The sequence below is a fragment of the Pseudobutyrivibrio sp. OR37 genome (genome assembly GCF_900113655.1).
GTDB lineage: Bacteria > Bacillota > Clostridia > Lachnospirales > Lachnospiraceae > Pseudobutyrivibrio.
In genome coordinates, this window is the sequence record NZ_FOQF01000018.1 from 30,807 (window position 1) to 56,721 (window position 25,915).

Genomic DNA, 25,915 nt, shown 5'->3' on the forward strand with positions numbered 1-25,915 from the left:
TATGGATACACTTGAACTTATCAATGAGCTTTGCGAAAAGCATTTTACTGTAGCCACTGCCGAATCTTGTACTGGAGGGCTTATTGCCAGCTCCATTGTTGATATTTCTGGTGCATCAGCTTGCTTCAATGAAGGATATGTTACCTATTCAAATGAAGCAAAGATGAAAAATCTTGGAGTATCAAGTGAGACACTAAATTCTCATGGTGCAGTTAGTAGTCAAACAGCTACAGAAATGGCACTTGGAGTTAGATCTAAAGCAGATGCTACATTTGGCTTGTCCTCTACAGGTATTGCTGGTCCTACCGGTGGCACAGCTACCAAGCCTGTTGGGCTTGTATATATAGGATGTGCTTATGGGGATGATAAGTGCCTTGTTAAGGAGCTACATCTCAAAGGAACCAGAGGAGAGGTTAGAGCTGCTGCCGCAACTGAAGCCTTAAAGCTCTTATCCGAATGCATAAATAAGATAGAGGTAATGGCATGAGAGTAATAGCTGGAAATAATCGTGGTTTAAATCTAATTGCCCCAGAAGGCATGGATACACGACCTACTACTGATAGAATTAAAGAAACACTTTTTAATATGATTGCCTTCGATTTACCAGATGCATATTTTCTGGATTTATTTTCAGGAAGTGGGCAAATGGGAATTGAAGCTCTTAGCCGTGGAGCGTTAGAAGCAGTTTTTGTTGAAAAGGATAAAAATGCTTATAGTTGCATTGATAAGAATTTAGCCAAGGCTAAATTAGAAGACAAATCCACTGTTTATAAAACAGATTTTACAGCAGCTCTTAGCAGCTTAAACAATCATCCTGTTTTTGATATTGTTTTTATGGATCCTCCATATAACAAGCTTATTGAAAAGCAGGTTTTAGAACAGTTAAAAAGTAAATCCTACATTAGCGATGATACAATTATCATTGTAGAAGCCAGCCTTGAAACAAGCTTCGATTATGTAGAAGAATTAGGCTACAAAATTACAAAAGAAAAGATATATAAAACAAATAAACATATTTTCTTAAAGAAGGCGTGAAATGAAACGAGCAATTTATCCCGGGAGCTTTGATCCAATTACTTTTGGCCACTTAGATATTATTACTAGAGCGAGCAAGCTTTGTGATGAGTTGATAGTCGGTGTTTTAAATAACAAGCAAAAAAATCCGTTGTTTTCCATTGATGAACGTGTTAGTATGATAAGTGAATTGACTGAAAATTTAGACAACGTTCGAGTGGAGAGCTTCGAAGGTTTATTAGTTGATTTTGCAAAAGAAAAAGATGCACAAGTTATAATTAGAGGTTTACGTGCTGTTACTGATTACGAGAATGAAATTCAATTAGCACATGCCAATCGAGTTCAATACCCTGAGCTTGAGACTTTATTTATGACAACATCCTTAAAATATTCTTATTTAAGTTCTACTGTTGCCAAGGAATTTGCATCATATGGAGGAGATATCAGCCTATTTGTTCCAGCGCAGGTTATACCTCTCATAGAAGACAAAATAAATAATAAGGAGAAGTAGTAACATGGCAAGCACAAGTAAAATTGAAGATATCATTGATGAGATTGAAGCATATATTGATGATTGTAAGCCATCTGCATTTTCAACAAATAAAATTGTTGTTAACAGGGATGAATTAGAGTCATTGATTCAGGAGCTTAGAACAAAGACTCCAGATGAAATTAAAAAATACCAAAGAATGATTGCTAATCGTGAGCAGATTCTTGCAGATGCTAGAGCTAAGGCGGATGAAATTATCAGCCAGGCTCAGATTCAGACTAACGAGCTTGTATCAGAACATCAGATTATGCAGCAAGCATACGCTCAGGCAAATGAAGTTATATTAATTGCGCAGAAGAATGCACAGGAAAAAATCGATAGAGCAACAGAGGATGCTAATAACATTCGAATGGGTGCTATTGCTTATACTGATGAGCTTCTTGCTAATATTCAGACAATCCTTGCAAATTCTATAGAGACAACAAGAGCACGTGACGAGGCTTTCCTTGGCACAATGCAGGTTTATCTTGATACTGTTAATGGAAACAGAGCAGCTCTTGTTCCTGATTCACTTAATGATGGTGATTCAGACCCTGCTTCAAGTCTTGATTCAACAGGCGAAGCAGTTGCTACAGAGCAGGTAGCTAACACAGCAGAGGTACCATCATCAAATACAGATGAAGATGATGTACCAGCTCTTGATATACCAGAGCAGTTTTTTAATAAAGAGTAGATTTTAGTATGCAGAAATTTTTACCAGTTTGTAAAAAAGATATGGATGAGCGTGGCATTAGCCAACTAGATTTTGTCTATGTTTGTGGTGATGCTTACGTAGATCATCCTTCGTTTGGGGCGGCAATTATTTGCCGCCTTCTTGAATTACATGGATATTCCGTAGGAATTATAGCTCAGCCTGATTGGAAGGATGATAATTCCATAAATATTTTGGGTGAGCCACGACTTGGCTTTTTTGTCAGTGCCGGCAATATGGATTCCATGGTAAACCATTATAGTGTTTCAAAGCACAGAAGAGATTACGATAATTATTCACCAGGCGGAAAAATTGGTCTTAGACCGGATTACGCCACAGTGGTTTATTGTAATCTTATCAGACATACTTATAAGAAAAAGCCAATCATTATAGGAGGAATCGAAGCATCTCTTAGACGTCTCGCCCACTATGATTATTGGTCTAATAAGGTGCGTCGCTCCATCCTTCTAGATTCCGGTGCAGATTTAATTTCTTACGGAATGGGTGAGCGTTCCGTTATTGAAATCGCTGATTGCCTTGCATCAGGAATGGATGTTAAGGATATTACTTATATTGATGGTACCGTCTTTAAGACTAGAGATAAATCCTTTATCGAGGATGGCTTAATTCTTCCTAGCTTTGAGGAAATAAAAGCTGATAAAGCAACCTATGCTAAGAGCTTTTACACTCAATACGTAAATACGGATGCATTTACTGCGAAAAAACTTGTTGAAACATACGATGGGGCTATGTACGTTGTGCAGAATCCACCTCAGAAGCCATTAACCAGACAGGAAATGGATGATGTTTATGCTATCGAATATATGCGCACTTATCATCCTATGTATGAAAAGGACGGTGGTATTCCTGCTATCAAAGAAGTTAAATTCTCCTTGATTAGTAATAGAGGCTGCTTTGGTGGTTGTAATTTCTGTGCCCTGACCTTCCATCAGGGAAGAATTATACAATCCAGAAGCCATGAATCTATTATCAATGAGGCTAAGCTTATTACTCAGGACCCTGAATTTAAGGGTTATATTCATGATGTTGGTGGTCCTACTGCCAATTTTAGAAATCCATCTTGTAAGAAGCAGCTCACAAAGGGTGTTTGTACAAATAGACAGTGTCTATTCCCAACAAAATGTCCTAACTTAGAGGTTGATCACAAGGATTACGTAGCTCTTCTAACAAAGCTTAGAAAGCTTCCAAAGGTAAAGAAGGTATTTGTTCGTTCCGGAGTAAGATTCGATTATGTTATGTATGACAAGGACGATACTTTCCTTCGTGACCTATGTAAATATCATGTTAGCGGACAGCTCAAGGTTGCTCCAGAGCATATTTCAAATAATGTATTAAGCTACCTTGGAAAGCCAGATATCTCTGTTTACAATAGCTTCTGCGATAAATATGCCAAAATTAACAAAGAGCTTGGTCTAAAGCAATATTTAGTACCATATCTTATGAGCTCTCATCCAGGTAGCACTCTTGATGATGCTATAGCCTTGGCAGAATATTTACGTGATCATCATTTATCGCCAGAGCAGGTACAGGATTTCTATCCAACACCTAGCACAATTTCTACTACTATGTACTACACAGAAATTGATCCTAGAGATATGAAGCCTGTATATATCTGCAAAAATCCTCATGAAAAGGCAATGCAGCGTGCACTTATTCAATACAAGAGACCAGAAAACTATGATTTGGTTAAGGAAGCATTAATAAAAGCTGGTCGTGAGGATTTAATAGGATTTGGAGAAGAATGCCTAATTCCACCTAGAAAGCTTAAGGGCAAGGATTTTAAGAAAAACGATTCAAAAAAGAATGACTCTAGAAAATCTGATTCTATAAAGAATAATAAAAATACCAGAAATAAGAATTCTGGAAAGCAAAGTAGAACAAATGAAAGAACTAAGAATAGAAGAAAACGATAGTAATCAGCGTTTTGATAAATATTTAAAGCGTGTGCTGACAGAAGCCAGCACTAGCTTTATTTACAAAATGCTTCGTAAGAAAAATATCACTCTTAACGATAAAAAGGCTGATGGTACTGAAAAACTTAATACAGGCGATGTTGTTAAGATTTGGTTTTCTGATGAAACCTATGCCAAAATGACAGGAGCAGGTGAGCGAGACGAGCTTTATTATTCTTTAAAGGAAGTTTCCCATGATATCAACGTAGTTTTTGAAGATGATGATATGATTATCATTAATAAGCCTGCTGGTATCAAATCCCAAAAGGATTCACCATCAGATATTTCTATCAATGAAATGGCCATTTCATACATGATTGCTAAGGGTGAACTTAGTGAAGAAAGCTTCAAGCATTTTCATCCTAGCGTATGTAATAGACTTGATAGAAACACATCTGGCATTGTTTTATTTGCTAAAACTCTTAAGGCTGCCCAAACCCTTGGAGAAGCTTTAAAGGAACGAAGCTGTAAAAAGCTTTATAGGGCTGTAGTTTTAGGCAGAATAGATGATGAACAGCAGATAGATGGCTTTTTATCAAAGGATGAAGCTACTAACAAGGTTTCTATTACTAAAAATGAAACAAAGGATTCTAAGCCTATTAAAACAGCCTACAAGCCTATATCTCACATAGGGGATGATTTTACATTATTAGAAATTCACCTAATTACAGGACGTACCCATCAAATCAGAGCACATCTAGCTTCTATTGGTCATCCTATTTTAGGAGATAATAAATACGGAAATACGATAATTAATAAAAGGGAGAAGGTAAGGGGACAGCTTCTACATGCATATTCAATAGAATTTGCTGATGGTAGAAAATTTGTCTGCGATTTACCAGTAGAATTTAATGGCTACTTATAAATCTCGAGGTCTTCGTGGTTCCACATTCGAAGAATTCATAAATAAAACTAATGAGGTCTATGCCGAAAACGGCTTAGCCCTCATTCAAAAAATTCCAACACCAATCACACCAATAGATATGGATAAAAAAGGGCATATTACACTTGCCTATTTTGATCAAAAATCAACAGTAGATTACGTTGGTGCCATTCAGGGCATCCCTGTTTGCTTCGATGCTAAAGAGTGTAATAAGGACACCTTCCCATTACAAAATATTCATGCCCATCAGATTGATTTCATGGGTAAATGGGAGGCTCAGGATGGTCTGGCGTTTATTTTAATTTTCTTTAGCGAAAGAGATGTATATTACTATCTTACATTTGAAAAGCTTAAAGGCTTTTGGGATAGAATGCAGGAAGGTGGTAGAAAAAGCTTTCGTATTGAAGAATTAGATGAAGAATACTTTTTTACTACTAAACCTAATCTTTTAGTTCCTTATCTAGATATGATAAATGTTGATTTAGGTTCTAGAAATCTTTAAAAAATAGACCTATAATACTGCCTATGAATTCAAAATAAATCATTAATTGTTAATGCTTTAAATAGAATATTGCAAGTTGAGTGCGATCTCTCAGATTTAGCTTTTCCAGGATGGTAGATAGATAGTTTCGAACAGTTCCTTCGGAAAGGAAAAGCTTCTGAGAGATTTCTTTATTTGAAAAACCTTCAGCTACAAGCTGAATTACTTCATATTCTTTTTCAGAGATATCGTATTTACGATAATCAAAACCATTCTCGTTATTAACAGAAGACATAAGTGTAGGCAGCTTATCTACAACAGCACCACCAAATACACTTTGGCCATTAATTGCAGCGTGAAGGGCTGCAGGCAGGGATTTATAATCCTGCTTTAGAAGATAGCCCTTAACACCAAGCTTTAACGCCTTTACGATATATTCATCATCAGAAAAGGTTGTTAAGAATAGAATAGTAGCCTCCTTGTGCTTAGATAAAATTTCTTCAGCCGCCTCAAGTCCGTTCATATCCTCCATACGAATATCCATAAGTAGCAGGTCCGGATGAAGCTCTTCAAACAAAGCAACAGCTTCACGTCCACTGCAACCTTTGCCTATAATTTCAAATTCTGGTTCTGCAGATATTATCATTTCCAAAGACATTGTTATTAATTCATCATCATCCACAAGTAATATTCGTTTCTTTTCCATAATGTTTATCCTCGCATTGTATTTTTAAAGGGTAATCTGGTATAAACAGTAAATCCATCGTTTATATAAAAATATGCATCTCCGCCAAGTGAGCTTGCTCGATTTTTTATATTTGTAAGACCAATCCCCTCATAGCCTTCATTTAGAATTGTACTTTTTTGTTTATCAGTTAAGGTGCCATTATCTGTAATTGATAAGGTGCAAAAGCTGTTATTTTTATGAAGAATAACAGCCACAGTGTTTCCATTGGAGTGTTTGATAATATTTGTAGTAGCTTCTTTCAGAATTCCAATAATAGTTAGCTTTAGTTCTGTTGGTAACACCTCATCCAAATCTAACTCTGCATTTACAGTAAAGCCCTTTAGTTCATTAAGAATATCAGTAATGTTTTTCTCTAAATCAATGGAGTCGTCATGCAAATCATGTACCGAGCTTCGCATTTTTTCCATAGATTCATCTAAAGTATCGGAAAGCATTTTTAACTGTGGGGCTATTTTTTCATCTGTATTAACCGTTGATATGGCTCCAAGCAATAAAATGGCACGGGATAGAAGATGACCCACGTTGTCATGAATATCTCTGGCTATGCGGTTTCGTTCTGCCAAAGTAGCTAAATGTACCTGCTGGTCCTGTTCCAATAAAAGGGCACGATTTTTATTTTTTAATGCTTCCTCTAATTCAATGCTGTCATCTCTGGTGCGATGTAATTGCTTTTTATAATCCGTCATCCTTTCGTACAGATGAATAGCAATACCTGTAAAGCCTGACAAAATGAGTGTTGCAACTATATAGATAGGATACTTTGATGGGGCCTCAAGTGATATATAGACAATTGAGATAAAAAATGGAATTAAGGTTAGAGTCCCACAGGATAACTTCGTATTTACGATAACACTTATTTCCATAAATAAAAAAACGCAAATAGACACTACCACCGATAAGGTGGTAATGCCATTTGCATTTATTATAATTGTTAATCCAGCGGCTGAAAGAAGCCTAATGATTATATCATACAGCATATTGCTCCTTTTTCTTAGAGATAACTAGTCCAGCTGCGAAGAATATGCCAGCGAACAATACCTCTATAAGCAAATATTCATAAAATGTCGTACCTAAAATCTTATCTGCAGGGGTGTCATTTATCAGTCTAATAACAGCTGTGTACCAGTAAAGTGGCAGGAAGTGTGCAAACTTTACGATAGCAGGTGATAGGAACTGAAGGTCAATAAATACTCCACAGAAGAAGCTCATTGAAAGCACAAACATATTTGTAACCATGTTGATAATGTTTTCGTTGTTTGTGATGGCACTAATCATATATGCCATACCAATACCTATAAGCATCAGTGCAAATACATTAATGCAGTAAAATAGGAATTTTCCATTAGTATCAGATAATCCCATCAAGCCGACTACAACGGTAATTGCAGCTGTGATAACTATGCCAATGCAAAATACAGCGGCTATAGTAGCAGCATTTTTAGTATTGAAATGCATGCCGCTAACGTTTATACGATTCTTCACATCAGTATCCTTTGTAAAGCCTAGTACTGAACTGATGGAAACACAAAGAATCATAAGTAACGTATATCCGTTAAAGGTAAACATACCAGTGTAGAATGAACGATGGTTTTCATCAGCGGTGTCGATGACATTGGCTTTTGTTTCAGAAAGCTTAATCATGTTTTCTTTGGTCAGGGCAATTGCCTCTTCATCTGAATAACCACTATTTAAATATACCATAACATCCTGCATATAGGTACGTATTTTCTCGGTTAATAAAAACTGTGGAGCTGTGGCGCCAGGTGCAACATATTCAAGCAAATCTTCAGTCTCACCAGCCTTGGCACGCTCAGAAAAATCCTCTGGAATTATTAAAGCGTAATCATATATGAGAAAACGTACATTATCATTCATTTCTTTTATGGAAGTGGTTTGTGGGTCTACCACATTTTCAGTTTCCTTCAAATAATCTACAAGCCCTCGGCTTAAAGCAGAATTATCGTTATCGGTTATTGCCACTGTAACAACGGAGTCCTCAAACATTGTATCCTTTGTGGATGCAGTTGCCCTTGCTGAGATGTTTCCAAATAGTACAAAAACTGAAAAGTAAACTATTATTGTTACAATGCAGGCCTTTGTGGATTTTAGTATTGCATTAAAGACTGACATATTTTCTCCTCCTTAGGAATAATGTACTGACTATGAGACAACCTACAATCATTAAGCACATGATAAAAGTGTCCTGGTAAAATTCATCTGTTGGTCCGTAGGTTGATCGGATATACATAGCATCAGTAAGAAGTGCTGCAGGGTTTATTTTGTTGATGATTGGGCAGTTATATTGAAGCAGTTGCTTAATCTGTCCCCACATAAGTCCACTGAAGAATGAGCAGGTCATTGTGAAAAAAAGTGGAACTGTAACAAGTAGTCTTTCATTTCTAATCATTGAACCCATCAGGATTCCAGCGGAAATACCAAGTCCGCTACCTATACTGCAAAGGACAATCATAGTTCCCATTGGAACTCCTAAATTTATTCTAAGTATGTATTGAATATAAATGACAACTATAATGTTGGATACTATCTGTAAAAGAGTTCCAGCCAAAATTCCAGCTGCTATGCTAACGAATTTGGAAGCAGGAGAGCACTCAACTCGTTTTCCTCGCTCTGACATGTTTGCGCACATACCCTCTAGCATTGTTGTGCTAATCCATGAACTGAAAAGGGAAGTCATGGCAAGCAGTGCGTAAAAATACTGTAAATACTGACTGGTGTTATTGCCAAAGTTATGTTCAGAGATGAACCCGTCCCTGGCACTGATTGCATCGATGGCATCTGCCACTTTTTCTGGATGATCTTTTGAAATGTCTGAAATTACATCAGTATAATTATTGTATTCACGAACGATTTCATTCATGATTGTTGAAACGTATCCATTAAATCGGATGACAGTCTCAATACCATCCTCACTTTCCACATAAAATCCATAGATTTCATCTGAATTCATATCTTCGATAGCTTTCTTCTTGGAAGAATAAGTATGAAGATTTAATAGGACAGTGCCTTCATCATTTTCCTCAGAAAGTTCTTCAAGCACCTGCTCAAATCCTGCTGATTCATCTAATTCATTTATATAGCCAACATCAAAGGTCTGAAGGGTGTCAGGATCTTCCTTTACCATATTTCCGAAGCCTAAGAAGAAGGCCGTGGCAAGTACTAGTGGAAATACAAAGTTCCAGCCTACCAACCAATATTTTCTAGATAATTCCTTTAGTTTATATACAAAAATTCTTAAAAACATTAGTCTCTAAGCTCCTTTCCCGTAATCTCTAAGAACACATCATTAAGAGTTGGAAGTTCAGTAGTTACATGGCCGAATGGAATGTTGTTATCTGTAAGGTAACTAAGCACATGCACAAGATTATGCTCGCCGCCATCACATTTAATAATCACATCCTCGCCATCCTCCTTAACCTTATAAACATGATTGATTTCTTTTAGTCCAGCGAGAATCTCAGGTGATTTATTAGGAAGTCCAATGCGAATCTTTTCTCGGCTAATAAGTGAAGATTTAAGTTCATTTGCAGTACCATTTGCAATGTTTTTGCCATGGTCCATAATCACCACTCTTGAGCAAAGCTCCTCAACCTCTTCCATATAATGTGAGGTGTAGATGATGGTTGCTCCAGCCTTATTCATCTTTTTAATCCCCTCAAGGATTGAGTTTCGACTTTGAGGGTCAACAGCCACTGTAGGTTCGTCAAAAATGATTAGCTTTGGCTTGTGAGCAATTCCGCAGGCGATGTTAAGTCTTCGAAGAAGTCCACCGGAAAGCTTTTTTGGCTTTTGTTTTTTGTATTCAGTAAGACCTGTAAATTCCAAGGCTTCCTCTACATATTGTTTTCTAAGCTTTTTATCATTTATATATAGTCCGCAGAAGAAATCTACATTTTCATATACATTTAAGGTTTCAATGACCGCTACATTTTGCATAACCACGCCGATCTGGGATTTTATATCGTAGGCACTTGGACTCATTTCCTTGCCCCAGATTTTGATATTCCCCTTATCAAATGTTAGAAGAGAAAGTAGGCAGTTGATTGTAGTAGTCTTTCCGGAACCATTTGGTCCAAGTAAACCAAGTATTTCGCCTTCTTCAATGGAAAGTGAAAAATGATCCACCGCTACATTTTCTCCATAACGTTTTACTAAATTATCAATTGATACTACCTGTTGACTCATTGTATTTTCTCCTTTTCAAAATTTATAGATTCTTGCTGACAATAGCATTGTTTGGTCAGCAAAAAGTCATCTTTTATTATTCTGAACTTCTTTTGTTGTTCTGAGATTATAATACCTAAATAAAAGTCACATATGTAGTGAATCGTGTCATAAAGTGATATGACATATGTCATGTGGTGAAATAATATTTCTATAGACATTTTTATAACTAAACATTTATAATAATTAATAGAAATATTCAGTAAATAGCACGGGAGTATTTAAAATGAAACTTCTACAGACAACTTATAATAATCTCTTTATTCAGACAGTATCTCATTGGGATATCAAAGGACACAATGCTTTATTTCATGTATTTGTTCCGTTTAATATGCAAAATAATATAGATGAAACAGATAAGGTTAGAGAAATATTAGGCTATTTTTATCCAGATATTCCTGTAATCGGTTGCAGCGCCACAGGAGAAATTTACGATGGTACAATGTGCGATAGGGAAATCGTGGTTTCGGCAATGATTTTCGAGGATCCACGCTCTAGAGTTGAGGTTTTTCCTTACTACGCAGAAAAAGACTATACAAACATGGAGGACCTTTTAGCTATTGCTGAAAGCACTCCAGATTTAAAGGGTATAGAAATTCTTACAGCAGCACCATATCAGCCATTGGAGGCAGCTGGTGAAATAATGGATAGACTTCCAGAGGATGTAGAGATATTTGGTGGTGTTGCAGTAGGCGACGAGTTCCAAAAGTCATTTATCTTTGCAAATGACTGTGAATATAGCAGGGATAGTTCTGCCTGCGTAATGTATATTGGTCCAGAGCTACATATCCAGACAGACCGAATGCTAGGATGGAAATCTATCGGTTATCCTCTTACAGTTACTCGTTCTGAAGGGGCAGTAGTATATGAAATTAACGGCATGCCAGCCTATGATGTATATAATCATTATCTACATATTCATAAGGATAATAATTTCTTCTATGATGCTCTGCAGTTCCCATGGGAGGTTCAGGTAGACGATGATACTACATATATCCGCCATGCTAAATCAGTTAATCCGGATGGCTCTATTTTGATGTCTACTAATATTCCAGAAGGTTCAACTATCCGTATTACATTTGGTGATCCTAGACGAATGATGAACCATACCAAGCAATCAGGTTCAGAATTGCTTAAATTTTCACCTCAGGTGGTATATGTAATCAATTGCTTCGGACGAAAGCTGTTTTGGAATGATAATGATGATGCCGAAGTATCAGAAATCTCTAGAAAGCTAGAAACAACAGGCTTTAGCGCATTAGGAGAGCTATTACGATATAACGGAACCACACTTTTGAACAACCTTTCCATTGTTTGTGTGGCAATGAGAGAGGGACCAATCAAAAAGAAAATAGACGTTGAAAAGGAAATCAAAATCAACGAATCAAACATCCCTGTAACACATCGTCTTGCTATTTTTATTAATACTATTACAGATGAGTTAATGGAGAAGAATAAGCAGTTAAACGAAATGCTTTACAAGGCTTCCCATGATGCTTTGACAGACCTTTTAAATCGCGGAGCAATAGAGCGAGAAATCTATGATACCTGTGATGTGAATTCTCCAGCTCATAATGAGCATTGGCATTTGATAATGCTTGATATTGACGATTTTAAAGCCTTGAACGACCAATACGGCCATAGTGAAGGTGATAATGCTCTTAAAGCTTTAGCGGATTATCTCAAAACAGAAATTGGCAAAAAGCCTGCTGTAGAGGTTGGCCGCTGGGGTGGTGAGGAGTTCATGATTATTCTTACTGACTACGATGACAATAAGGTCCTTGAGCTTGCAGAAAAGATCAGAAAAGACATAAATAATATTCCAAGTCCATCTGGCAAGCTGTCGGTTAGTATAGGTGTTACAAATCATCATGAATTTGAAGCAGCTCTTCGCACTATCGATCGTGTTGACGGTTTATTATATGATGCTAAGAATAATGGTAAAAACAAAATTTGTAGTGATTTAAACTAGGTGATTGTTACTATTCACATAATATCTTTTAATTAACAGGCCCTGAAGCATATGTTGACTTCAGGGCTATTTATTAGTATAATGACTTTAGTTCTTTATCACACTAAAGTATATTTTGTATATGAGGGGCTAATATGAAAAATCTTACATTACACACTCCAGAAGGAGTAAGGGACATTTATAACAGTGAACACGAAAACAGGTTAGATGTGCTTTACAATCTTAGAAAATGCTTTAAGGATGCAGGCTATTCACCTATATCTACACCTACCTTTGAATATTTTGATACTTTTTCAAAAGAGGTGGGAAGCTGCAAATCTAACGAAATGTTTAAATTCTTTGACCGAGATGGTAACACTTTAGTGCTTAGACCTGATATTACACCATCTGTTGCAAGAGCAGCTGCCATGTATTTTTCAGATACTGATGATGCAGTAAAGCTTTCCTACGAAGGCAATGTTTTTATTAACTACCACAGTCTTCAGGGACGTCTTAAGGAAAGTACACAGGCAGGATGCGAATTTATAGGGGATAGCTCTGTGGATGCAGATGCAGAGATTCTTACTATTGTAGTAAATGCTCTTAAAAAGATAGGCTTAAAGGAATTTGAAATAGGAGTTGGACACATTGATGTAGTCAGAGGATTGATTGAGGCGGCAAATCTTTCAGATAAGGATGAGGAAAAGCTTATTAATCTTATATCTAACAAGAACTTTTACGGCGCCAAGGAACTTCTAGAGCAATCAGGAGTCAGCCATGGCCTTGTAGATTTATTTGATATTACTGGAAAGATAATGAATTCTCCAAAGGAATGGGCTCCTTATTTGGAAAAGGCTAAGAAATATAAAAAAGTATATGATGCACTTGAATATCTGACCAAGCTATACGAGCTATTAAATAAGAATAAGGTTATGGATTATATTTCCTTCGAGCTTGGCATGATTTCAGAATATAAATATTACACAGGCATCATTTTCACTGGATATTCCTATGGTGTTGGTGAACCACTTGTTAAAGGTGGCAGATACGATACTCTTTTAAGTCACTTTGGTAAGGAAGCACCAGCTATCGGCTTTGCCATTATAGTAGACCAATTAATGCTTGCTTTAAAACGAAAAGAGAAATCTCCTAGGATTTCTGAAGAGGTGTGATTATGGAAAATAGATATTTGACCTTTGCTCTTGGAAAAGGGCGATTAGCAAAAAAGACCCTTGAGCTTTTTGAAAGTATCGGAATCACATGCGAGGAAATGAAGGATCCTGATACAAGAAAGCTTATTTTTACAAACGAAGAGCTTAAGCTAAAGTTCTTTTTGGCAAAAGGGCCCGATGTTCCTACTTATGTTGAATACGGAGCAGCAGATATAGGTGTTGTTGGTGAGGATACCATATTAGAGGAAAATCGAAACATTTACGAGGTACTTGATTTAGGCTTTGGCAAATGCAGGATGTGCGTTTGTGGCCCAGCTGAAGCTGCTGATTTACTTAAGCATCACGAGCTTATCAGAGTTGCCAGCAAATATCCTCGCATTGCAAAGGATTATTTTTATAACACTAAAAATCAGACTGTAGAAATCATCAAGCTAAACGGCTCAATAGAGCTGGCACCAATCGTTGGATTGTCTGAAGTCATTGTAGATATTGTTGAGACTGGTTCCACGCTTAGAGAAAATGGACTTGTAGTTTTAGAAGAGGTTTGTCCACTTTCTGCCAGAATGGTTGTAAACCAGGTGTCAATGAAAATGGAAAACGAAAGAATTACAGATTTAATCGAAAAGCTAAAGGGAGCATTAGAAAATGAGAAAGCTTAACCTCACAAAGGATACTATTGATAATATTTTGGAATCACTTCTTAAGAGAAGCCCTAGTCAATACACTGAATACGAAAATACTGTAAGTGAAATCGTAAATACGGTAAGAGAAAAAGGCGATGAGGCAGTCTTTTCATATACGAAGAAATTTGACGGAGCCGATATTAACGCTTCTAATATCGTAGTTACAAAAGAAGAGCTTGAGGAAGCTTACAATGAAGTTCCAGATGAACTAATAGAGGTAATCAGAAAAGCTCTTGTAAATATTGAAAGCTTTCATGCAAAACAAAAGCAAAATAGCTGGTTTACATCTGAAGAAGGAATCATTCTTGGACAAAAAGTAACACCACTTGCAAAGGTAGGCGTATATGTACCTGGTGGCAAGGCTGTATATCCATCCTCAGTATTAATGAATGTAATGCCCGCAAAGGTTGCAGGTGTACCTAACATTTATATGACCACCCCATGCGACAAAAACGGTAAGGTAAATCCTAGCACACTTGTGGCAGCACATGAAGCTGGAGTAGATGTTATCTATAAATGTGGTGGCGCTCAGGCTATTGCAGCTCTTGCTTTCGGAACAGAATCTATTGAAAAGGTAGATAAGATAGTAGGACCTGGAAATATATTTGTAGCCTTGGCTAAAAAGGCTGTATTTGGATATGTATCTATCGATTCCATAGCCGGCCCTTCAGAGATTTTAGTTCTTGCTGATGAAACTGCCAATCCTACATACGTAGCGGCAGATTTATTATCCCAGGCTGAGCATGATGAGTTGGCATCAGCAATACTTGTTACTACTTCTAAAAAGCTTGCAGATGAAGTGGAAAGTGAGATAGAGCGCTTTGTAAAGATTTTATCTAGAAAAGATATTATTCAAAAATCATTGGATAATTTCGGATATCTACTTATTGCAGAAAACAAAAAGGATGCTATTGCTTGTGTTAATGCAATCGCCTCTGAGCATTTGGAAATCGTAACCGCTAATCCTTTTGAGGATATGACTTATGTAAAAAATGCTGGAGCAATATTCCTAGGTCAGTATTCCTCTGAACCTTTAGGTGATTATTTTGCAGGTCCAAATCATGTGCTTCCTACAAATGGAACCGCTAGATTTTTCTCTGCTCTTTCAGTAGATGATTTTATTAAAAAATCCAGCATTATTTCTTATTCTAGGGAAGCACTTGAAAAGGTTTATCCTGATGTTGTTAAATTTGCAAATAACGAGCAGCTTACAGCTCATGCAAATTCTATCAAAGTAAGATTTGAGGATGTATAATCATCAATATCTTCGAACCGTGTGTAATTTAACTCATATTTTCTCACAATTGCTTTGCTCGTGTAATAATGATAATATATCCTAGTGATTTTATTGCACAATTATTTATTTACTCGAGGAGGATATATTATGAAAAAGTATATAAAGACTGTGGCACTTTCTTTTTTATGTGCCATCTTGGCTTTTAATATACTATTTAGCGATATTGCTTATGCAGCTGAAGCTTTATCACAAGAAAATACGACTTCTGAAGAACATATTATTTCAGAAGAGTCATCTGTTGATTACCAAAAGGATGCAACAGAACCACAAGAAGATAATAAGGAAGAAAATAAATCACAAGAGGAAAATACCGAGTTGATTTCAGAAGAAAATAATTCTTCAGAAGAAATAGAACCATCGGAAGATCTTCTTACTGATGATGAAGAAAATCTTATAACAGAGGAAGAAGATGAGCAGGATTTATTAAATGAGCTTCCTACAAGTGGTAAAGCTGGTGATAATATTACATGGACTTATACAAAAGTAAAGGTTCCTAATCAATATCCAGAATATGATTATGTATTAACATTAAGTGGCTATGGACCAATGTATGATTATAGTGAGCGTTTAAGTGTTCCTTGGTTAAAAATTTGTGAGAAAGAACATAAATATATTGATAAAATTATTTTTGATAAACGTATAACTCACATTGGAGCGAATGCTTTTTCTTATACTACTATTGCTAATTATTCTTTGCCAGAAAACCTTGAGAGTATCGGAAATAATGCGTTTAATTCTGGTAGTGTTGGTAACACAAATAACAAATGCTCGTTAGTTTTACCTTCAAAACTTAAGTTAATTGATGAGGAAGCCTTTTTAGATTTTCAGAATGTAGATGAATTTCATTTTACTGGAGATATTCCAGAAGTACGAAAAGATGCTTTCAAGTATGTTGCTGCTGTGGTTTACTATCCTGGCAATAATAAAACTTATACGAAAGCTGCGATGGATAAGGTTTCATCATGTTTTGAAGCAGTTAAATGGATACCAGAAAATGGTGATATCACTTCTGGTAAAGCAGGTGAAAATATCAATTGGACCTATGATTCATCTAAAAGACTGCTTACATTTACTGGAAGCGGTGCTATGTATAATTATTCTGCAACTAATCTTCCAGAATGGTATCCTTATTTAAAACAAGATTGGGGTGCTTCTTTAGTATTTAGTCAGGGAATTACTAGCATTGGCGATTATGCCTTCTATTATGCTGATAGCATTCACGGAATATATAAAAATAATAAATATGAATCATTGATAATTCCTGAATCTGTAAAACGAATTGGAAAACATGCATTTGATCAATCCAGTCTAGGAGAAGTTACATTCCCTAAAACTATGGATATTATCGATGAATATGCCTTTAATAGAACAGGGGCTGAAACAAATACATTACCTAGTGGCATAAAAGAATTAGGAAGTTATTCTTTATATGCTACCGATATTAGTTCTATTTTAGATGTTTCAAAACTAAAAAAAATCGGTGAAAATGCACTTTGTAAAAATGTTGCATATAAATCAAATTATAAATTAGATTTTAATTTTCCGGCTTTAGAAACAGTAGGTCGTTGTGCTTTTTCAGGTGCAGAAAATATACGTAAAGATAAAAAAATCATTTTAAATGATAATGTAAAATCTTTGGGCGAGTTTGCTTTTTCTAATGTTAAAAATGTTGAAGGTGAATTTGTTGTTCCAAAATCAATAACATCTTTCAACTTTGATAGCATATATAATTTGGCTCTTTCATCTGTTGTATTACATGAAAACATAAAGGAAATAGATTTTTACAATAGTGGTTATTTAAAGAATCTTGTGTCTATTAAATTTAATGGTGACCTTCCAAACGGTGCAGAAGATATTTATTATAATATAAATCCTATAAAGGTGTATTATCCTGCTAAATATGATAATTGGGACAAGTTCTTAAAAAGAAGTCATAGCACACCACATGGTGATGAAAAAACTAAAGCAGAATTTATTCCTACGGGAGCGAACCCTAAACCAGCTAATAGTCATAAAGTTACGTTTATTACAAACTATGAATCAAAGGGTATAAATATCCCTTCTCAATATGTTCAGGATGGCCAATGCGCAAAAGAACCTGATAAAAGTAAATTAAAAATAGCTAATTGGTCTTTTGTAGGTTGGGTTGATGAAAATAAAAATCATTATTTATTTAATACACCTGTTAAATCTGACATTACACTTTATGCTGAGTATACATATGGATATTCTGTAAAATTCCATCCTAATTTATCAAGTTATGAGGAAGATCACTTTTCAGAGTTGATAAGCTATGGTATAGGAAATGATACATCCCAATATTCAAAAGGCTATGTAAGTAGTTCATCAGGACTTATAACTGTATACGCAGGTATTAATTATAATTTGTGTCGTAAAGGATATGATTTTTTAGGCTGGTATTATGATGAAGCCTTAACAAAACCTGTCAAAACTGGTGATAAACTATCTGATTCATGTGATTTTTACGCAAAATGGTCTGCACCTAAGAATATAACGATTACTTATAAGCTCGACAACGGAAAGGCTGATGTGATTCAAACAGTAAAAGCTGGCACATGTACAAAACAACCTGCAGCACCTAAAAAGCAAAAAGTTTATTTTGCACGATGGGGGTTATTAGATAAAGATAGTAATATAAGTAATCAAGATTTTGATTTTGAAAATACACCTATTTTTGAAGATACGACTTTTAAAGCAATTTATAAAGATGATAAATTAAAGGTCACATATAAATACAACAATGATGTAGATGAAGATAAGACAATCGATGCAACTTTTAGTACTAAGCTAAAGCCTGAACCTGCTCCTAAAAGGGAAGGTTATAGATTTATTGGTTGGAAAGCACAGGACTCAACTACACTTTTTGATTTCACAACTAATATTGACCGTAAATATAATGAACTTATTCTTGAAGCAGTTTGGGAAAAGATATATGAATCTGATATTACATTAACTAACGGGATTCCAGATAAAACTTATACAGGAAAGCCTATTGTTATCAATAATATTTCCTTAAGTGATAATGGTCAAAGGATTCCAAGAGAGTACTATAAAGTGAGCTATGCAAATAACACAAATGTTGGTAAAGCTAAGATTATCGTTAATTTCAAAGCTCCTTACAGTGGAACTAAGGTATTTTACTTTAATATTGTACCAAAGGACATTAGTGACACAAATATAAGTCTTAATAACAATAGAATAGAAGTTTCCCGTAACAATAAAGTTCAAAAAGCTAAAAATAAGCTAATATTCAACGGTAAAACACTTACTGAAAACAAAGATTATACCTTAATATTCCCTGGAACAAATCCAAAGGAAGCGGATTATAACTCTGAAGCTTTTAAGGCTAATGGAACATATACTGTTACCATAAAGGGTAAAGGTAATTTTACTGGAACAAGAAATTATACTGTAGTAATCAATGATTATTTTTCTGTCAACAATCTAACTGTTACTGGAGTACAGTCAACAGTAAACTATAAAAAAATTCAACAGAATATTGTTGTTAAATATGGTCAAAAGGTTCTTTATGATAGAAGGAATTACACTGGAAATGAACTTGTAAGTGTATATTATACGTATGCAAATTCATCAAGAACTAAGATGTATGTCCATATTTTACCAAATAAAAAAAGTACTCAGAAGTTTGTTGATAATAAAGGCGTAGAGAGAATTCTTATTGGACAGAAAAATATTCCATTCAATGTAAAAGGTTCTAATAATCTTTCGCAATGTTATGTTGAAGTGGTGAATCTAGACAAACTATCTTTTGATGGAAGATATAGATATGATGATTTGATAAATAATCACGTCAATGTTTATACAGATAAAACAAAGACGAAAAAGCTTGAAAACTATGAAGATTACATAATTACTAATTCGGGTAGTATTAAAAATCCTAAAAATGTTAAGCTTGAGATTATAGGATTAGATAAATATATTGGTAGTAAAGCGGTTAGATACATAAATTTACCAGCGCAAGATATTTCTAAGATTGATAATCTTGAATTTAAGTTATATGATCGCAGTTTCTATGTAGAGCCAAAAAACAATATATATACATTCCCTTATTGTAAAAATGGTGTTAAGCCTGAAATTAGAATTAAATTTTTGGAATCCAATGTTTCAGGACAAAATGATTATGTACGCTTTTTCTATCTAGAGAAGGATGTTGACTATGTTGTTAAATATTATGATTTTAACAAGATTGGTAAAGCTAGAGTTGAAATTACTGGAAAAGGAATCTATTCAGGAGTAAAGATAATTGAATACGATATTGTAAAAGCATCTTTCAATTCCACTGAAAATATTAATAAATCACTCTTTGCATCAACGGATTATTCTATTCCCTGGAGAAATGTTCCAGGAAATTATAAAATACCTGTAACAGTAAAGGACAGTAGTGGCTCAAATCTTATATCTGGTAAGGATTACAAAGTAGAATATTATTACAATGGTAAAAAGCTTGGGGCAAAGGATAAAGTTAATCCCAATTCACTAATAGAGGTAAAACTTGAAGCCATTGGTGGTGGTTACATAGGCAAAGAAACTCATCAGGCTTACGTAGTAGCTAAAAGTTTATCTCAAGCGAAGATAACTAAAAGAGCAAAGCTATATTATCAGTCAAGCACAAGCACTACTGTTAAGAGCACTGATTTTTCACTTAAGTATGGTAACATCACTCTTGTAAATAATAAGGATTACTATTTTTCTTATAACATTAATTCTTCTAAAAATATTGCTACTGTAACAATATATGGAAGAGGGGATTACGCAGGTAAAAAAACTATCACTTTTAATGTTGTGCCAACAAAGGTAAAATAAAAAAGGGGGTAATTTATGTTTGAAGAAAGAAAAGCTAAAGTCTCTAGAAAAACAAAAGAAACTGATATCACAATAGACTTTTCATTGGATGGAACAGGAAATTGCCAGGTCAATTCTGGTATTGGCTTTTTCGACCACATGATAGATGCCTTTACACGGCATGGTTTATTTGATTTATCAGCTTCTATCAAAGGAGATTTGCAGGTAGATTGTCATCATACAATCGAGGATACCGGAATAGTTCTTGGAAATGCCATAAAAAAGGCTTGTGGAAGCAAGCAAGGCATGAAGCGCTACGGGAGCTGCATTCTACCTATGGATGAGACTTTAGTAATGGTTGCCATTGATTTATCAGGCAGGCCATATCTTTCTTTTGAAGCAGATTTTCCTACCGAAAAAATCGGTTATATGGATACCGAAATGGTAAAGGAATTCTTTTATGCAATATCTTATTCCTCAGCTATGAATTTACATATTAAGGTAATTACACCTGGAAATTCGCATCATATGTGTGAGGCAATCTTTAAAGCTTTCGCAAAAGCCTTAGATGAGGCAACATTGATTGACCCACGCATAAAAGATGCCATGACAACAAAGGGTACAATCTAGATATTAAGGAGCGCAATTATGGAACAAAAAAATATTGTTGCCACCATCTACATTAAAGATGGAATGGCTGTAAAAAGTCCTACCGAATTAGAAGATAAGAAGGATGTACTCGAACTTGCATCCGTTTATGATGATAGCGGAATTGATAAAATCATTTGCTATGATCTTTCATCAACAGACGAAGAGCATGATAAGAATATTTTAGCTATACGTGAAATTAATCGTAATGTTCAGGTTAAGACTGCAGGCGGAGGTAATATCAAGCGCTTAGAGGATGTTAAAAAGCTCTTATATGCTGGATGTGTTGAGGTTATTCTTAACGGTTCAAAGCCAGAAACTATTGATCTTATAAAGGAAGCCGCTGCTAGATTTGGCCCTAATAAAATGCTTGTAAGTCTTTCAACTGTAGATTTCCTTTTCAAAACAAAGGATTTTCTTCAGGATAATGTACATGAGCTTTTAATCATGAACCCAACCCTTTTAGAGGGACTCGAGAATATTACAAGCACACCTTATATCGTTCAGGTAGATGAATACGATTTTGATTATGTACTAAAGCTTTTAAAATCAGATCAAATTCGTGGCATTTCAGGTGCTTTCCTTAATAGCACTTCTTCAGATATTATGCAAATTAAAAGCGAATTATCTGATGCAGGCATCAAAATGGATAACTTTGAGCCAAAGCTCACCTGGAATGATTTACATCCAAATTCAGATGGACTTGTGCCTACTGTTGTTCAGGATTTTCAAACAGGAGAGGTTCTCATGGTTGCTTATATGAATGAGGAATCCTTAAATGCCACAATTCGTACAGGAAAAATGACTTATTTCTCTCGTTCACGTCAACAGCTTTGGGTAAAAGGGGAGACTAGTGGACATATTCAGTATGTCAAGTCATTGACTGCTGACTGTGATTTTGATACTATTTTGGCGAAAGTTTCTCAAGTTGGAGTGGCATGTCATACTGGCGCACCAAGCTGCTTCTTCAATGAGATTGTAAAAAAGGAGTATGTTGAGCGTAATCCGTTAAAGGTATTTGAGGATGTGTATGCAATTATCATGGATAGAAAAGCACATCCAAAGGAAGGTTCTTACACCAATTATCTATTTGATAAGGGCCTTGACAAAATTCTTAAGAAGGTTGGTGAAGAGGCTACAGAAATTGTTATTGCAGCCAAAAATCCAGATTCTGAAGAAACCAAATACGAGATATCAGATTTCTTATATCACCTTATGGTGCTAATGGCTGAAAAGGGTGTAACCTGGGAAGATATCACATCGGAGCTTGCTCAAAGATAGGATTATATGAAAAAACTAGCTTTACCTGACGATATTTTGATGCAGATTGATAAGCCTGCACGTTATATCGGCAACGAATTTAATAGTGTAATCAAAAATCCAGCTGACGTAGACATCAGATTTGCCATGTGCTTCCCTGATGTCTACGAAGTTGGTATGTCTCACCTTGGAATAGCTATTCTTTACGATATGCTAAACAAGCGTGAGGATACATATTGCGAAAGGGTATATTCGCCTTGGCCAGATTTACATAATCTGATGAAGGAAAGGAATATACCTCTTTTTGCGTTGGAATCACAGGACCCAATTAAGGATTTTGATTTCATCGGAATGACTCTTCAGTACGAAATGTGTTATACAAATATCTTACAGATTCTAGATTTGGCTGGAGTTGCCCTTCTTACTAAGGATAGAGAAAACGATGACCCTATCGTAGTAGTTGGTGGTCCTTGCGCTACAAATCCAGAGCCTATAGCAGATTTTGTAGATTTAGTATATGTTGGCGAAGGTGAGACCAGCTACCCAGCGCTTTTAGAGCTTTACAAAAAGCACAAGGCTGATGGCTTTGATAGAGCAGCATTTCTTCGTGATGCTTCAAAGATTCCTGGCATCTACGTTCCTTCTTTATACGGAGTTACATATAAGGAAAGCGATGGAACCATCGAAAGCTTCAAACCTATATATGATGATGTTCCAGCTACCATCGAAAGACAGGTTGTTAAGGACATGGATTCATCAAGCTATCCTACAAAGATGCTTATTCCATTTGTCCGTGCAATCCAGGATAGAGTTGTTCTTGAAATTCAGCGTGGTTGTATCAGAGGCTGTCGCTTCTGCCAGGCTGGAATGATTTATAGACCAAACCGTGAGAAATCAGTTGAAGTACTTAAGGCTCAGGCAAAGGAATTACTTGCAGCCACTGGTCATGAGGAGATTTCCCTTAGTTCACTTTCTTCAAGTGATTACCATGCTCTTGGAGAGCTTATGGATTTCCTTATTGATGATTGCCTATCAGAGGGTGTTAACGTATCACTTCCTTCACTTCGAATTGATGCATTTTCACTTGATGTTATGTCAAAGGTGCAGGATGTTAGAAAATCTAGCATCACATTTGCGCCAGAGGCTGGTAGTCAGAGAATGCGTAACGTTATCAATAAGGGCCTTACTGTAGAAGACATCTTAGGCGGTGCTACACTTGCCTTTAAGGGCGGTTGGAATAAGGTTAAGCTTTATTTCATGCTTGGTCTTCCTTCTGAGACAGACGAAGATATGAAGGCTATTCCACAGCTTGCCAACGATATTGCTGCTGCCTACTATGAGACTGTTCCAAAGGATCAGCGTCAGGGAAGATGCCAGATTACTATTTCCACATCTTTCTTTGTACCAAAGCCATTTACACCATTCCAGTGGGCTCCTATGTATGAGGCAGGAGAATACTTGCGTCGTGCCAAGGTAGTTAACGACGAGATGAAGGCACAGCTTAATCAAAAATCACTTAAGTACAACTGGCATCATTCAGATGTAACCGTACTTGAAGGCGTTTTTGCAAGAGGCGATAGAAGACTTTGCCCTGCAATTTTAGATGCCTATAATAGTGGCTGCTTCTTTGATGCATGGGGCGAATATTTTGATTTAGATAAGTGGCTTGCCGCTTTTGAAAAGAACAATATTTCAATAGATTATTATGCTTACAGACAGCGTGATTTAGATGAAATTCTTCCATGGGATTTCATTGATTGTCATGTGTCTAAGAATTTCCTTAAGAAAGAATGGAATAACGCCATGGCAGGCAATGTTACTCCTAACTGTAAGATGGGCTGCAGCGGTTGTGGTTCAGCAAAAATCGGATCGGGGGTATGTCACAATGCGCGTTAGAATTAGATTTGAAAAAACAGGAATAATGAGATATGTAGGCCATTTGGATTTAATGCGTTTTTTCCAAAAGGCTGTTAAAAGATCAGGCCTTCCAATCAGATATTCAGAAGGCTTTAATCCACATCAGATTATGTCCTTTGCATCACCTCTTGGTGTTGGACTTACATCTGAGGGCGAATACATGGATATCGATATTAAGGAAGAGGTTGCTTCTGCTAAGGGAATTGCTTCTCTTAACGAGAACATGGTAGAAGGTCTTGCTATCACAAGCTTCAAATATCTTCCAGATAATGCTGAAAAATGTATGAGCGCTGTTACAGGGGCAAGCTACATCGTTACCTATAAGGACAGCAAGGATGATGCCTGTTATATCGAAAATATCTGTGACCTTAAAGAAAAATTCTTTGATGAGGCTGCAGCTATTAATATCGTAAAAAAGACTAAAAAGGGTGAGCGCGAAATTGATTTAAAGCCACTCATTTACAGATTTAACATTGAAGTAAAAGACGGCGTGCCTGTATACGATTTACTTCTTTCATCAGGAAGCACTGATAATATTAAGCCAGAGCTTGTTATTAAAGCCTTCCACGAATATCTTGGCTTGCCAGAATTTAATGAGCTTTCACTTGATATTCACCGTGTTGATATGTTTACAGGTGAATCTGACAGTTTTGTTTCTTTAGGAGACATAGGGGATGAGCATTAATAAAATTGTAATTACATCAGGTATATATCAGGACAGGGAGCTTAGGCTCCTTGTTTCTTTTGACGAAAATGATAAACCTACAGACTTGATTAATCTTGATATAACCAAAGTTGGTGAAATCCATCTGGCTACCGTAGAAAAGGTTTTAACGGATATTGATGCTTGTATTATAAAAATGGATTCTGGAGATAAAGGATTTATCGAAAATAAAAAGCTTAAGCCAGAGCATTTTGTACAGCGTCATTCTGAAAAAAAGCTAGTTTGCCAGGCAGATCAGTTTTATGTGCAAATTTCTCAGGATAGAAAAGGTGTTAAGCCTTATTCCTGCAATTTTCTAGAAAATTTTTCAGATAGTGATATAAATTATAGTTTTGTAGACTATTACGTAGAACATTATGTTGATATGGGCTGTGAAATCGTCTCTGATTTGGAAGAATATTTGGATTCAAATTTAAATATTCGTAGATACGAGGATTCACAAATATCTCTTTGGAATCTATATGGCCTTACAGGTATTTTAGATAAAGTCTCTTCGAAGGTAGTTCATTTAAAATCAGGGGCAAATCTTGTTATTGAGCCAACAGAGGCCATGACAATAATTGACATCAATTCCTCCAAAAACTACGGTAAATCAACGCCAATGGAAACAAACCTAGAAGCTTTGGAAGAAATAGCAAGACAGCTACGCCTTCGTTCTGTTTCAGGCATTATAATTGTCGATTTATTAAAGGTCTCTAAGGAGGAAGAGCAAAAGCTTCTAGTCATTTCTAATAATTATGCCCAAAAAGATATATCCATTGTAACAATTCATGGCTTTACAAATTTAGGACTTCTTGAAATTACAAGAAGCAGAAGCTTTGCGTCTTTTCAAATATAATATAAAATTTCCTGATGTG

22 protein-coding genes are annotated in these 25,915 nt (G+C 35.8%); 17 read left to right on the forward strand and 5 right to left on the reverse strand.

From position 1 onward, the window contains the following. Window position 1 precedes the first annotated feature (1 nt). The 7 genes from BM097_RS09650 to BM097_RS09680 are packed head-to-tail and all read left to right on the forward strand — an operon-like array spanning window position 2 to window position 5,613. Entirely contained in the window at window positions 2-487 is a 486-nt protein-coding gene (locus BM097_RS09650; protein ID WP_090548660.1) for a CinA family protein, read from the forward strand. After that, window positions 484-1,035 (forward strand): 16S rRNA (guanine(966)-N(2))-methyltransferase RsmD, encoded by a 552-nt coding sequence (gene rsmD / locus BM097_RS09655; RefSeq protein WP_090548664.1) that lies wholly within the window; start codon window positions 484-486, stop codon window positions 1,033-1,035. The genes BM097_RS09650 and rsmD overlap by 4 nt, the downstream gene beginning before the upstream one ends. Before the next feature lies 1 nt (window position 1,036). Further along, entirely contained in the window at window positions 1,037-1,525 is a 489-nt protein-coding gene (coaD, locus tag BM097_RS09660) for a pantetheine-phosphate adenylyltransferase (RefSeq protein WP_090548668.1), read from the forward strand. 4 nt (window positions 1,526-1,529) lie between these two features. Then, a complete protein-coding gene (locus tag BM097_RS09665) occupies window positions 1,530-2,237 on the forward strand; it encodes an ATP synthase subunit B family protein (protein ID WP_177197425.1) in 708 nt (235 codons plus the stop codon). Between the two features lie 8 nt (window positions 2,238-2,245). Beyond that, window positions 2,246-4,189, forward strand: coding sequence for a YgiQ family radical SAM protein (locus BM097_RS09670; protein ID WP_090548672.1), 1,944 nt, complete (start codon window positions 2,246-2,248; stop codon window positions 4,187-4,189). Beyond that, the gene (locus BM097_RS09675; RefSeq protein WP_090548676.1) at window positions 4,158-5,093 is read left to right on the forward strand and encodes an RluA family pseudouridine synthase; all 936 of its coding nucleotides are present in this window, start codon (window positions 4,158-4,160) and stop codon (window positions 5,091-5,093) included. The genes BM097_RS09670 and BM097_RS09675 overlap by 32 nt, the downstream gene beginning before the upstream one ends. Beyond that, window positions 5,080-5,613 (forward strand): Holliday junction resolvase RecU, encoded by a 534-nt coding sequence (locus BM097_RS09680; RefSeq protein WP_090548681.1) that lies wholly within the window; start codon window positions 5,080-5,082, stop codon window positions 5,611-5,613. The genes BM097_RS09675 and BM097_RS09680 overlap by 14 nt, the downstream gene beginning before the upstream one ends. A 49-nt stretch (window positions 5,614-5,662) precedes the next feature. Here the strand turns inward: BM097_RS09680 and BM097_RS09685 are convergent, their stop codons facing one another. The 5 genes from BM097_RS09685 to BM097_RS09705 are packed head-to-tail and all read right to left on the reverse strand — an operon-like array spanning window position 5,663 to window position 10,543. After that, window positions 5,663-6,298, reverse strand: coding sequence for a response regulator (locus tag BM097_RS09685; RefSeq protein ID WP_090548684.1), 636 nt, complete (start codon window positions 6,296-6,298; stop codon window positions 5,663-5,665). Window positions 6,299-6,303: 5 nt separating this feature from the next. After that, window positions 6,304-7,317 (reverse strand): sensor histidine kinase, encoded by a 1,014-nt coding sequence (locus BM097_RS09690; RefSeq protein ID WP_090548689.1) that lies wholly within the window; start codon window positions 7,315-7,317, stop codon window positions 6,304-6,306. Next, entirely contained in the window at window positions 7,307-8,470 is a 1,164-nt protein-coding gene (locus BM097_RS09695; RefSeq protein WP_090548694.1) for an ABC transporter permease, read from the reverse strand. The genes BM097_RS09690 and BM097_RS09695 overlap by 11 nt, the downstream gene beginning before the upstream one ends. Further along, window positions 8,457-9,602, reverse strand: coding sequence for an ABC transporter permease (locus tag BM097_RS09700; protein ID WP_090548699.1), 1,146 nt, complete (start codon window positions 9,600-9,602; stop codon window positions 8,457-8,459). The genes BM097_RS09695 and BM097_RS09700 overlap by 14 nt, the downstream gene beginning before the upstream one ends. Then, window positions 9,602-10,543 carry an ABC transporter ATP-binding protein gene (locus tag BM097_RS09705; RefSeq protein ID WP_090548703.1) on the reverse strand — a complete coding sequence of 314 codons (942 nt, stop codon included), beginning with the start codon at window positions 10,541-10,543 and terminating at the stop codon, window positions 9,602-9,604. The genes BM097_RS09700 and BM097_RS09705 overlap by 1 nt, the downstream gene beginning before the upstream one ends. A gap of 265 nt (window positions 10,544-10,808) precedes the next feature. Here BM097_RS09705 and BM097_RS09710 point away from each other — a divergent pair, with 265 nt between their 5' ends. The 10 genes from BM097_RS09710 (at window position 10,809) to BM097_RS09755 (ending at window position 25,896) form a co-directional block, all read left to right on the forward strand. Continuing rightward, complete coding sequence (locus BM097_RS09710) at window positions 10,809-12,554, forward strand: sensor domain-containing diguanylate cyclase (protein WP_090548706.1); 1,746 nt, start codon at window positions 10,809-10,811, stop codon at window positions 12,552-12,554. Window positions 12,555-12,688: 134 nt separating this feature from the next. After that, a complete protein-coding gene (hisZ, locus tag BM097_RS09715; RefSeq protein WP_090548709.1) occupies window positions 12,689-13,705 on the forward strand; it encodes an ATP phosphoribosyltransferase regulatory subunit in 1,017 nt (338 codons plus the stop codon). 2 nt (window positions 13,706-13,707) lie between these two features. Beyond that, window positions 13,708-14,364, forward strand: coding sequence for an ATP phosphoribosyltransferase (gene hisG / locus BM097_RS09720; RefSeq protein WP_177197426.1), 657 nt, complete (start codon window positions 13,708-13,710; stop codon window positions 14,362-14,364). Continuing rightward, the gene (gene hisD, locus BM097_RS09725; RefSeq protein ID WP_090548712.1) at window positions 14,351-15,643 is read left to right on the forward strand and encodes a histidinol dehydrogenase; all 1,293 of its coding nucleotides are present in this window, start codon (window positions 14,351-14,353) and stop codon (window positions 15,641-15,643) included. Before hisG ends, hisD begins: the two co-directional genes overlap by 14 nt. Window positions 15,644-15,772: 129 nt before the next feature. Then, a complete protein-coding gene (locus BM097_RS09730; protein ID WP_090548716.1) occupies window positions 15,773-20,530 on the forward strand; it encodes a leucine-rich repeat domain-containing protein in 4,758 nt (1,585 codons plus the stop codon). A gap of 15 nt (window positions 20,531-20,545) precedes the next feature. Continuing rightward, window positions 20,546-21,139, forward strand: a complete 594-nt coding sequence (gene hisB, locus BM097_RS09735; protein ID WP_090548719.1) for an imidazoleglycerol-phosphate dehydratase HisB — start codon at window positions 20,546-20,548, stop codon at window positions 21,137-21,139. An 18-nt stretch (window positions 21,140-21,157) separates the two neighbouring features. Further along, a complete protein-coding gene (hisIE, locus tag BM097_RS09740; RefSeq protein ID WP_090548723.1) occupies window positions 21,158-22,438 on the forward strand; it encodes a bifunctional phosphoribosyl-AMP cyclohydrolase/phosphoribosyl-ATP diphosphatase HisIE in 1,281 nt (426 codons plus the stop codon). Window positions 22,439-22,444: 6 nt separating this feature from the next. After that, window positions 22,445-24,313 (forward strand): TIGR03960 family B12-binding radical SAM protein, encoded by a 1,869-nt coding sequence (locus BM097_RS09745; protein WP_090548727.1) that lies wholly within the window; start codon window positions 22,445-22,447, stop codon window positions 24,311-24,313. Then, entirely contained in the window at window positions 24,303-25,019 is a 717-nt protein-coding gene (locus BM097_RS09750) for a TIGR03936 family radical SAM-associated protein (RefSeq protein WP_090548731.1), read from the forward strand. The genes BM097_RS09745 and BM097_RS09750 overlap by 11 nt, the downstream gene beginning before the upstream one ends. After that, window positions 25,009-25,896, forward strand: coding sequence for a ribonuclease E/G (locus tag BM097_RS09755; protein WP_090548733.1), 888 nt, complete (start codon window positions 25,009-25,011; stop codon window positions 25,894-25,896). Before BM097_RS09750 ends, BM097_RS09755 begins: the two co-directional genes overlap by 11 nt. The last annotated feature ends 19 nt before the right edge of the window (window positions 25,897-25,915 follow it).

What these genes read in the sequence shown, in the direction of transcription:
- BM097_RS09650 (WP_090548660.1), top strand. Translation starts at nt 2, where the DNA reads ATGGATACACTTGAACTTATCAATGAGCTTTGCGAAAAGCATTTTACT.
- rsmD (WP_090548664.1), top strand. Translation starts at nt 484, where the DNA reads ATGAGAGTAATAGCTGGAAATAATCGTGGTTTAAATCTAATTGCCCCA.
- coaD (WP_090548668.1), top strand. Translation starts at nt 1,037, where the DNA reads ATGAAACGAGCAATTTATCCCGGGAGCTTTGATCCAATTACTTTTGGC.
- BM097_RS09665 (WP_177197425.1), top strand. Translation starts at nt 1,530, where the DNA reads ATGGCAAGCACAAGTAAAATTGAAGATATCATTGATGAGATTGAAGCA.
- BM097_RS09670 (WP_090548672.1), top strand. Translation starts at nt 2,246, where the DNA reads ATGCAGAAATTTTTACCAGTTTGTAAAAAAGATATGGATGAGCGTGGC.
- BM097_RS09675 (WP_090548676.1), top strand. Translation starts at nt 4,158, where the DNA reads ATGAAAGAACTAAGAATAGAAGAAAACGATAGTAATCAGCGTTTTGAT.
- BM097_RS09680 (WP_090548681.1), top strand. Translation starts at nt 5,080, where the DNA reads ATGGCTACTTATAAATCTCGAGGTCTTCGTGGTTCCACATTCGAAGAA.
- BM097_RS09685 (WP_090548684.1), bottom strand. Translation starts at nt 6,298, where the DNA reads ATGGAAAAGAAACGAATATTACTTGTGGATGATGATGAATTAATAACA.
- BM097_RS09690 (WP_090548689.1), bottom strand. Translation starts at nt 7,317, where the DNA reads ATGCTGTATGATATAATCATTAGGCTTCTTTCAGCCGCTGGATTAACA.
- BM097_RS09695 (WP_090548694.1), bottom strand. Translation starts at nt 8,470, where the DNA reads ATGTCAGTCTTTAATGCAATACTAAAATCCACAAAGGCCTGCATTGTA.
- BM097_RS09700 (WP_090548699.1), bottom strand. Translation starts at nt 9,602, where the DNA reads ATGTTTTTAAGAATTTTTGTATATAAACTAAAGGAATTATCTAGAAAA.
- BM097_RS09705 (WP_090548703.1), bottom strand. Translation starts at nt 10,543, where the DNA reads ATGAGTCAACAGGTAGTATCAATTGATAATTTAGTAAAACGTTATGGA.
- BM097_RS09710 (WP_090548706.1), top strand. Translation starts at nt 10,809, where the DNA reads ATGAAACTTCTACAGACAACTTATAATAATCTCTTTATTCAGACAGTA.
- hisZ (WP_090548709.1), top strand. Translation starts at nt 12,689, where the DNA reads ATGAAAAATCTTACATTACACACTCCAGAAGGAGTAAGGGACATTTAT.
- hisG (WP_177197426.1), top strand. Translation starts at nt 13,708, where the DNA reads ATGGAAAATAGATATTTGACCTTTGCTCTTGGAAAAGGGCGATTAGCA.
- hisD (WP_090548712.1), top strand. Translation starts at nt 14,351, where the DNA reads ATGAGAAAGCTTAACCTCACAAAGGATACTATTGATAATATTTTGGAA.
- BM097_RS09730 (WP_090548716.1), top strand. Translation starts at nt 15,773, where the DNA reads ATGAAAAAGTATATAAAGACTGTGGCACTTTCTTTTTTATGTGCCATC.
- hisB (WP_090548719.1), top strand. Translation starts at nt 20,546, where the DNA reads ATGTTTGAAGAAAGAAAAGCTAAAGTCTCTAGAAAAACAAAAGAAACT.
- hisIE (WP_090548723.1), top strand. Translation starts at nt 21,158, where the DNA reads ATGGAACAAAAAAATATTGTTGCCACCATCTACATTAAAGATGGAATG.
- BM097_RS09745 (WP_090548727.1), top strand. Translation starts at nt 22,445, where the DNA reads ATGAAAAAACTAGCTTTACCTGACGATATTTTGATGCAGATTGATAAG.
- BM097_RS09750 (WP_090548731.1), top strand. Translation starts at nt 24,303, where the DNA reads ATGCGCGTTAGAATTAGATTTGAAAAAACAGGAATAATGAGATATGTA.
- BM097_RS09755 (WP_090548733.1), top strand. Translation starts at nt 25,009, where the DNA reads ATGAGCATTAATAAAATTGTAATTACATCAGGTATATATCAGGACAGG.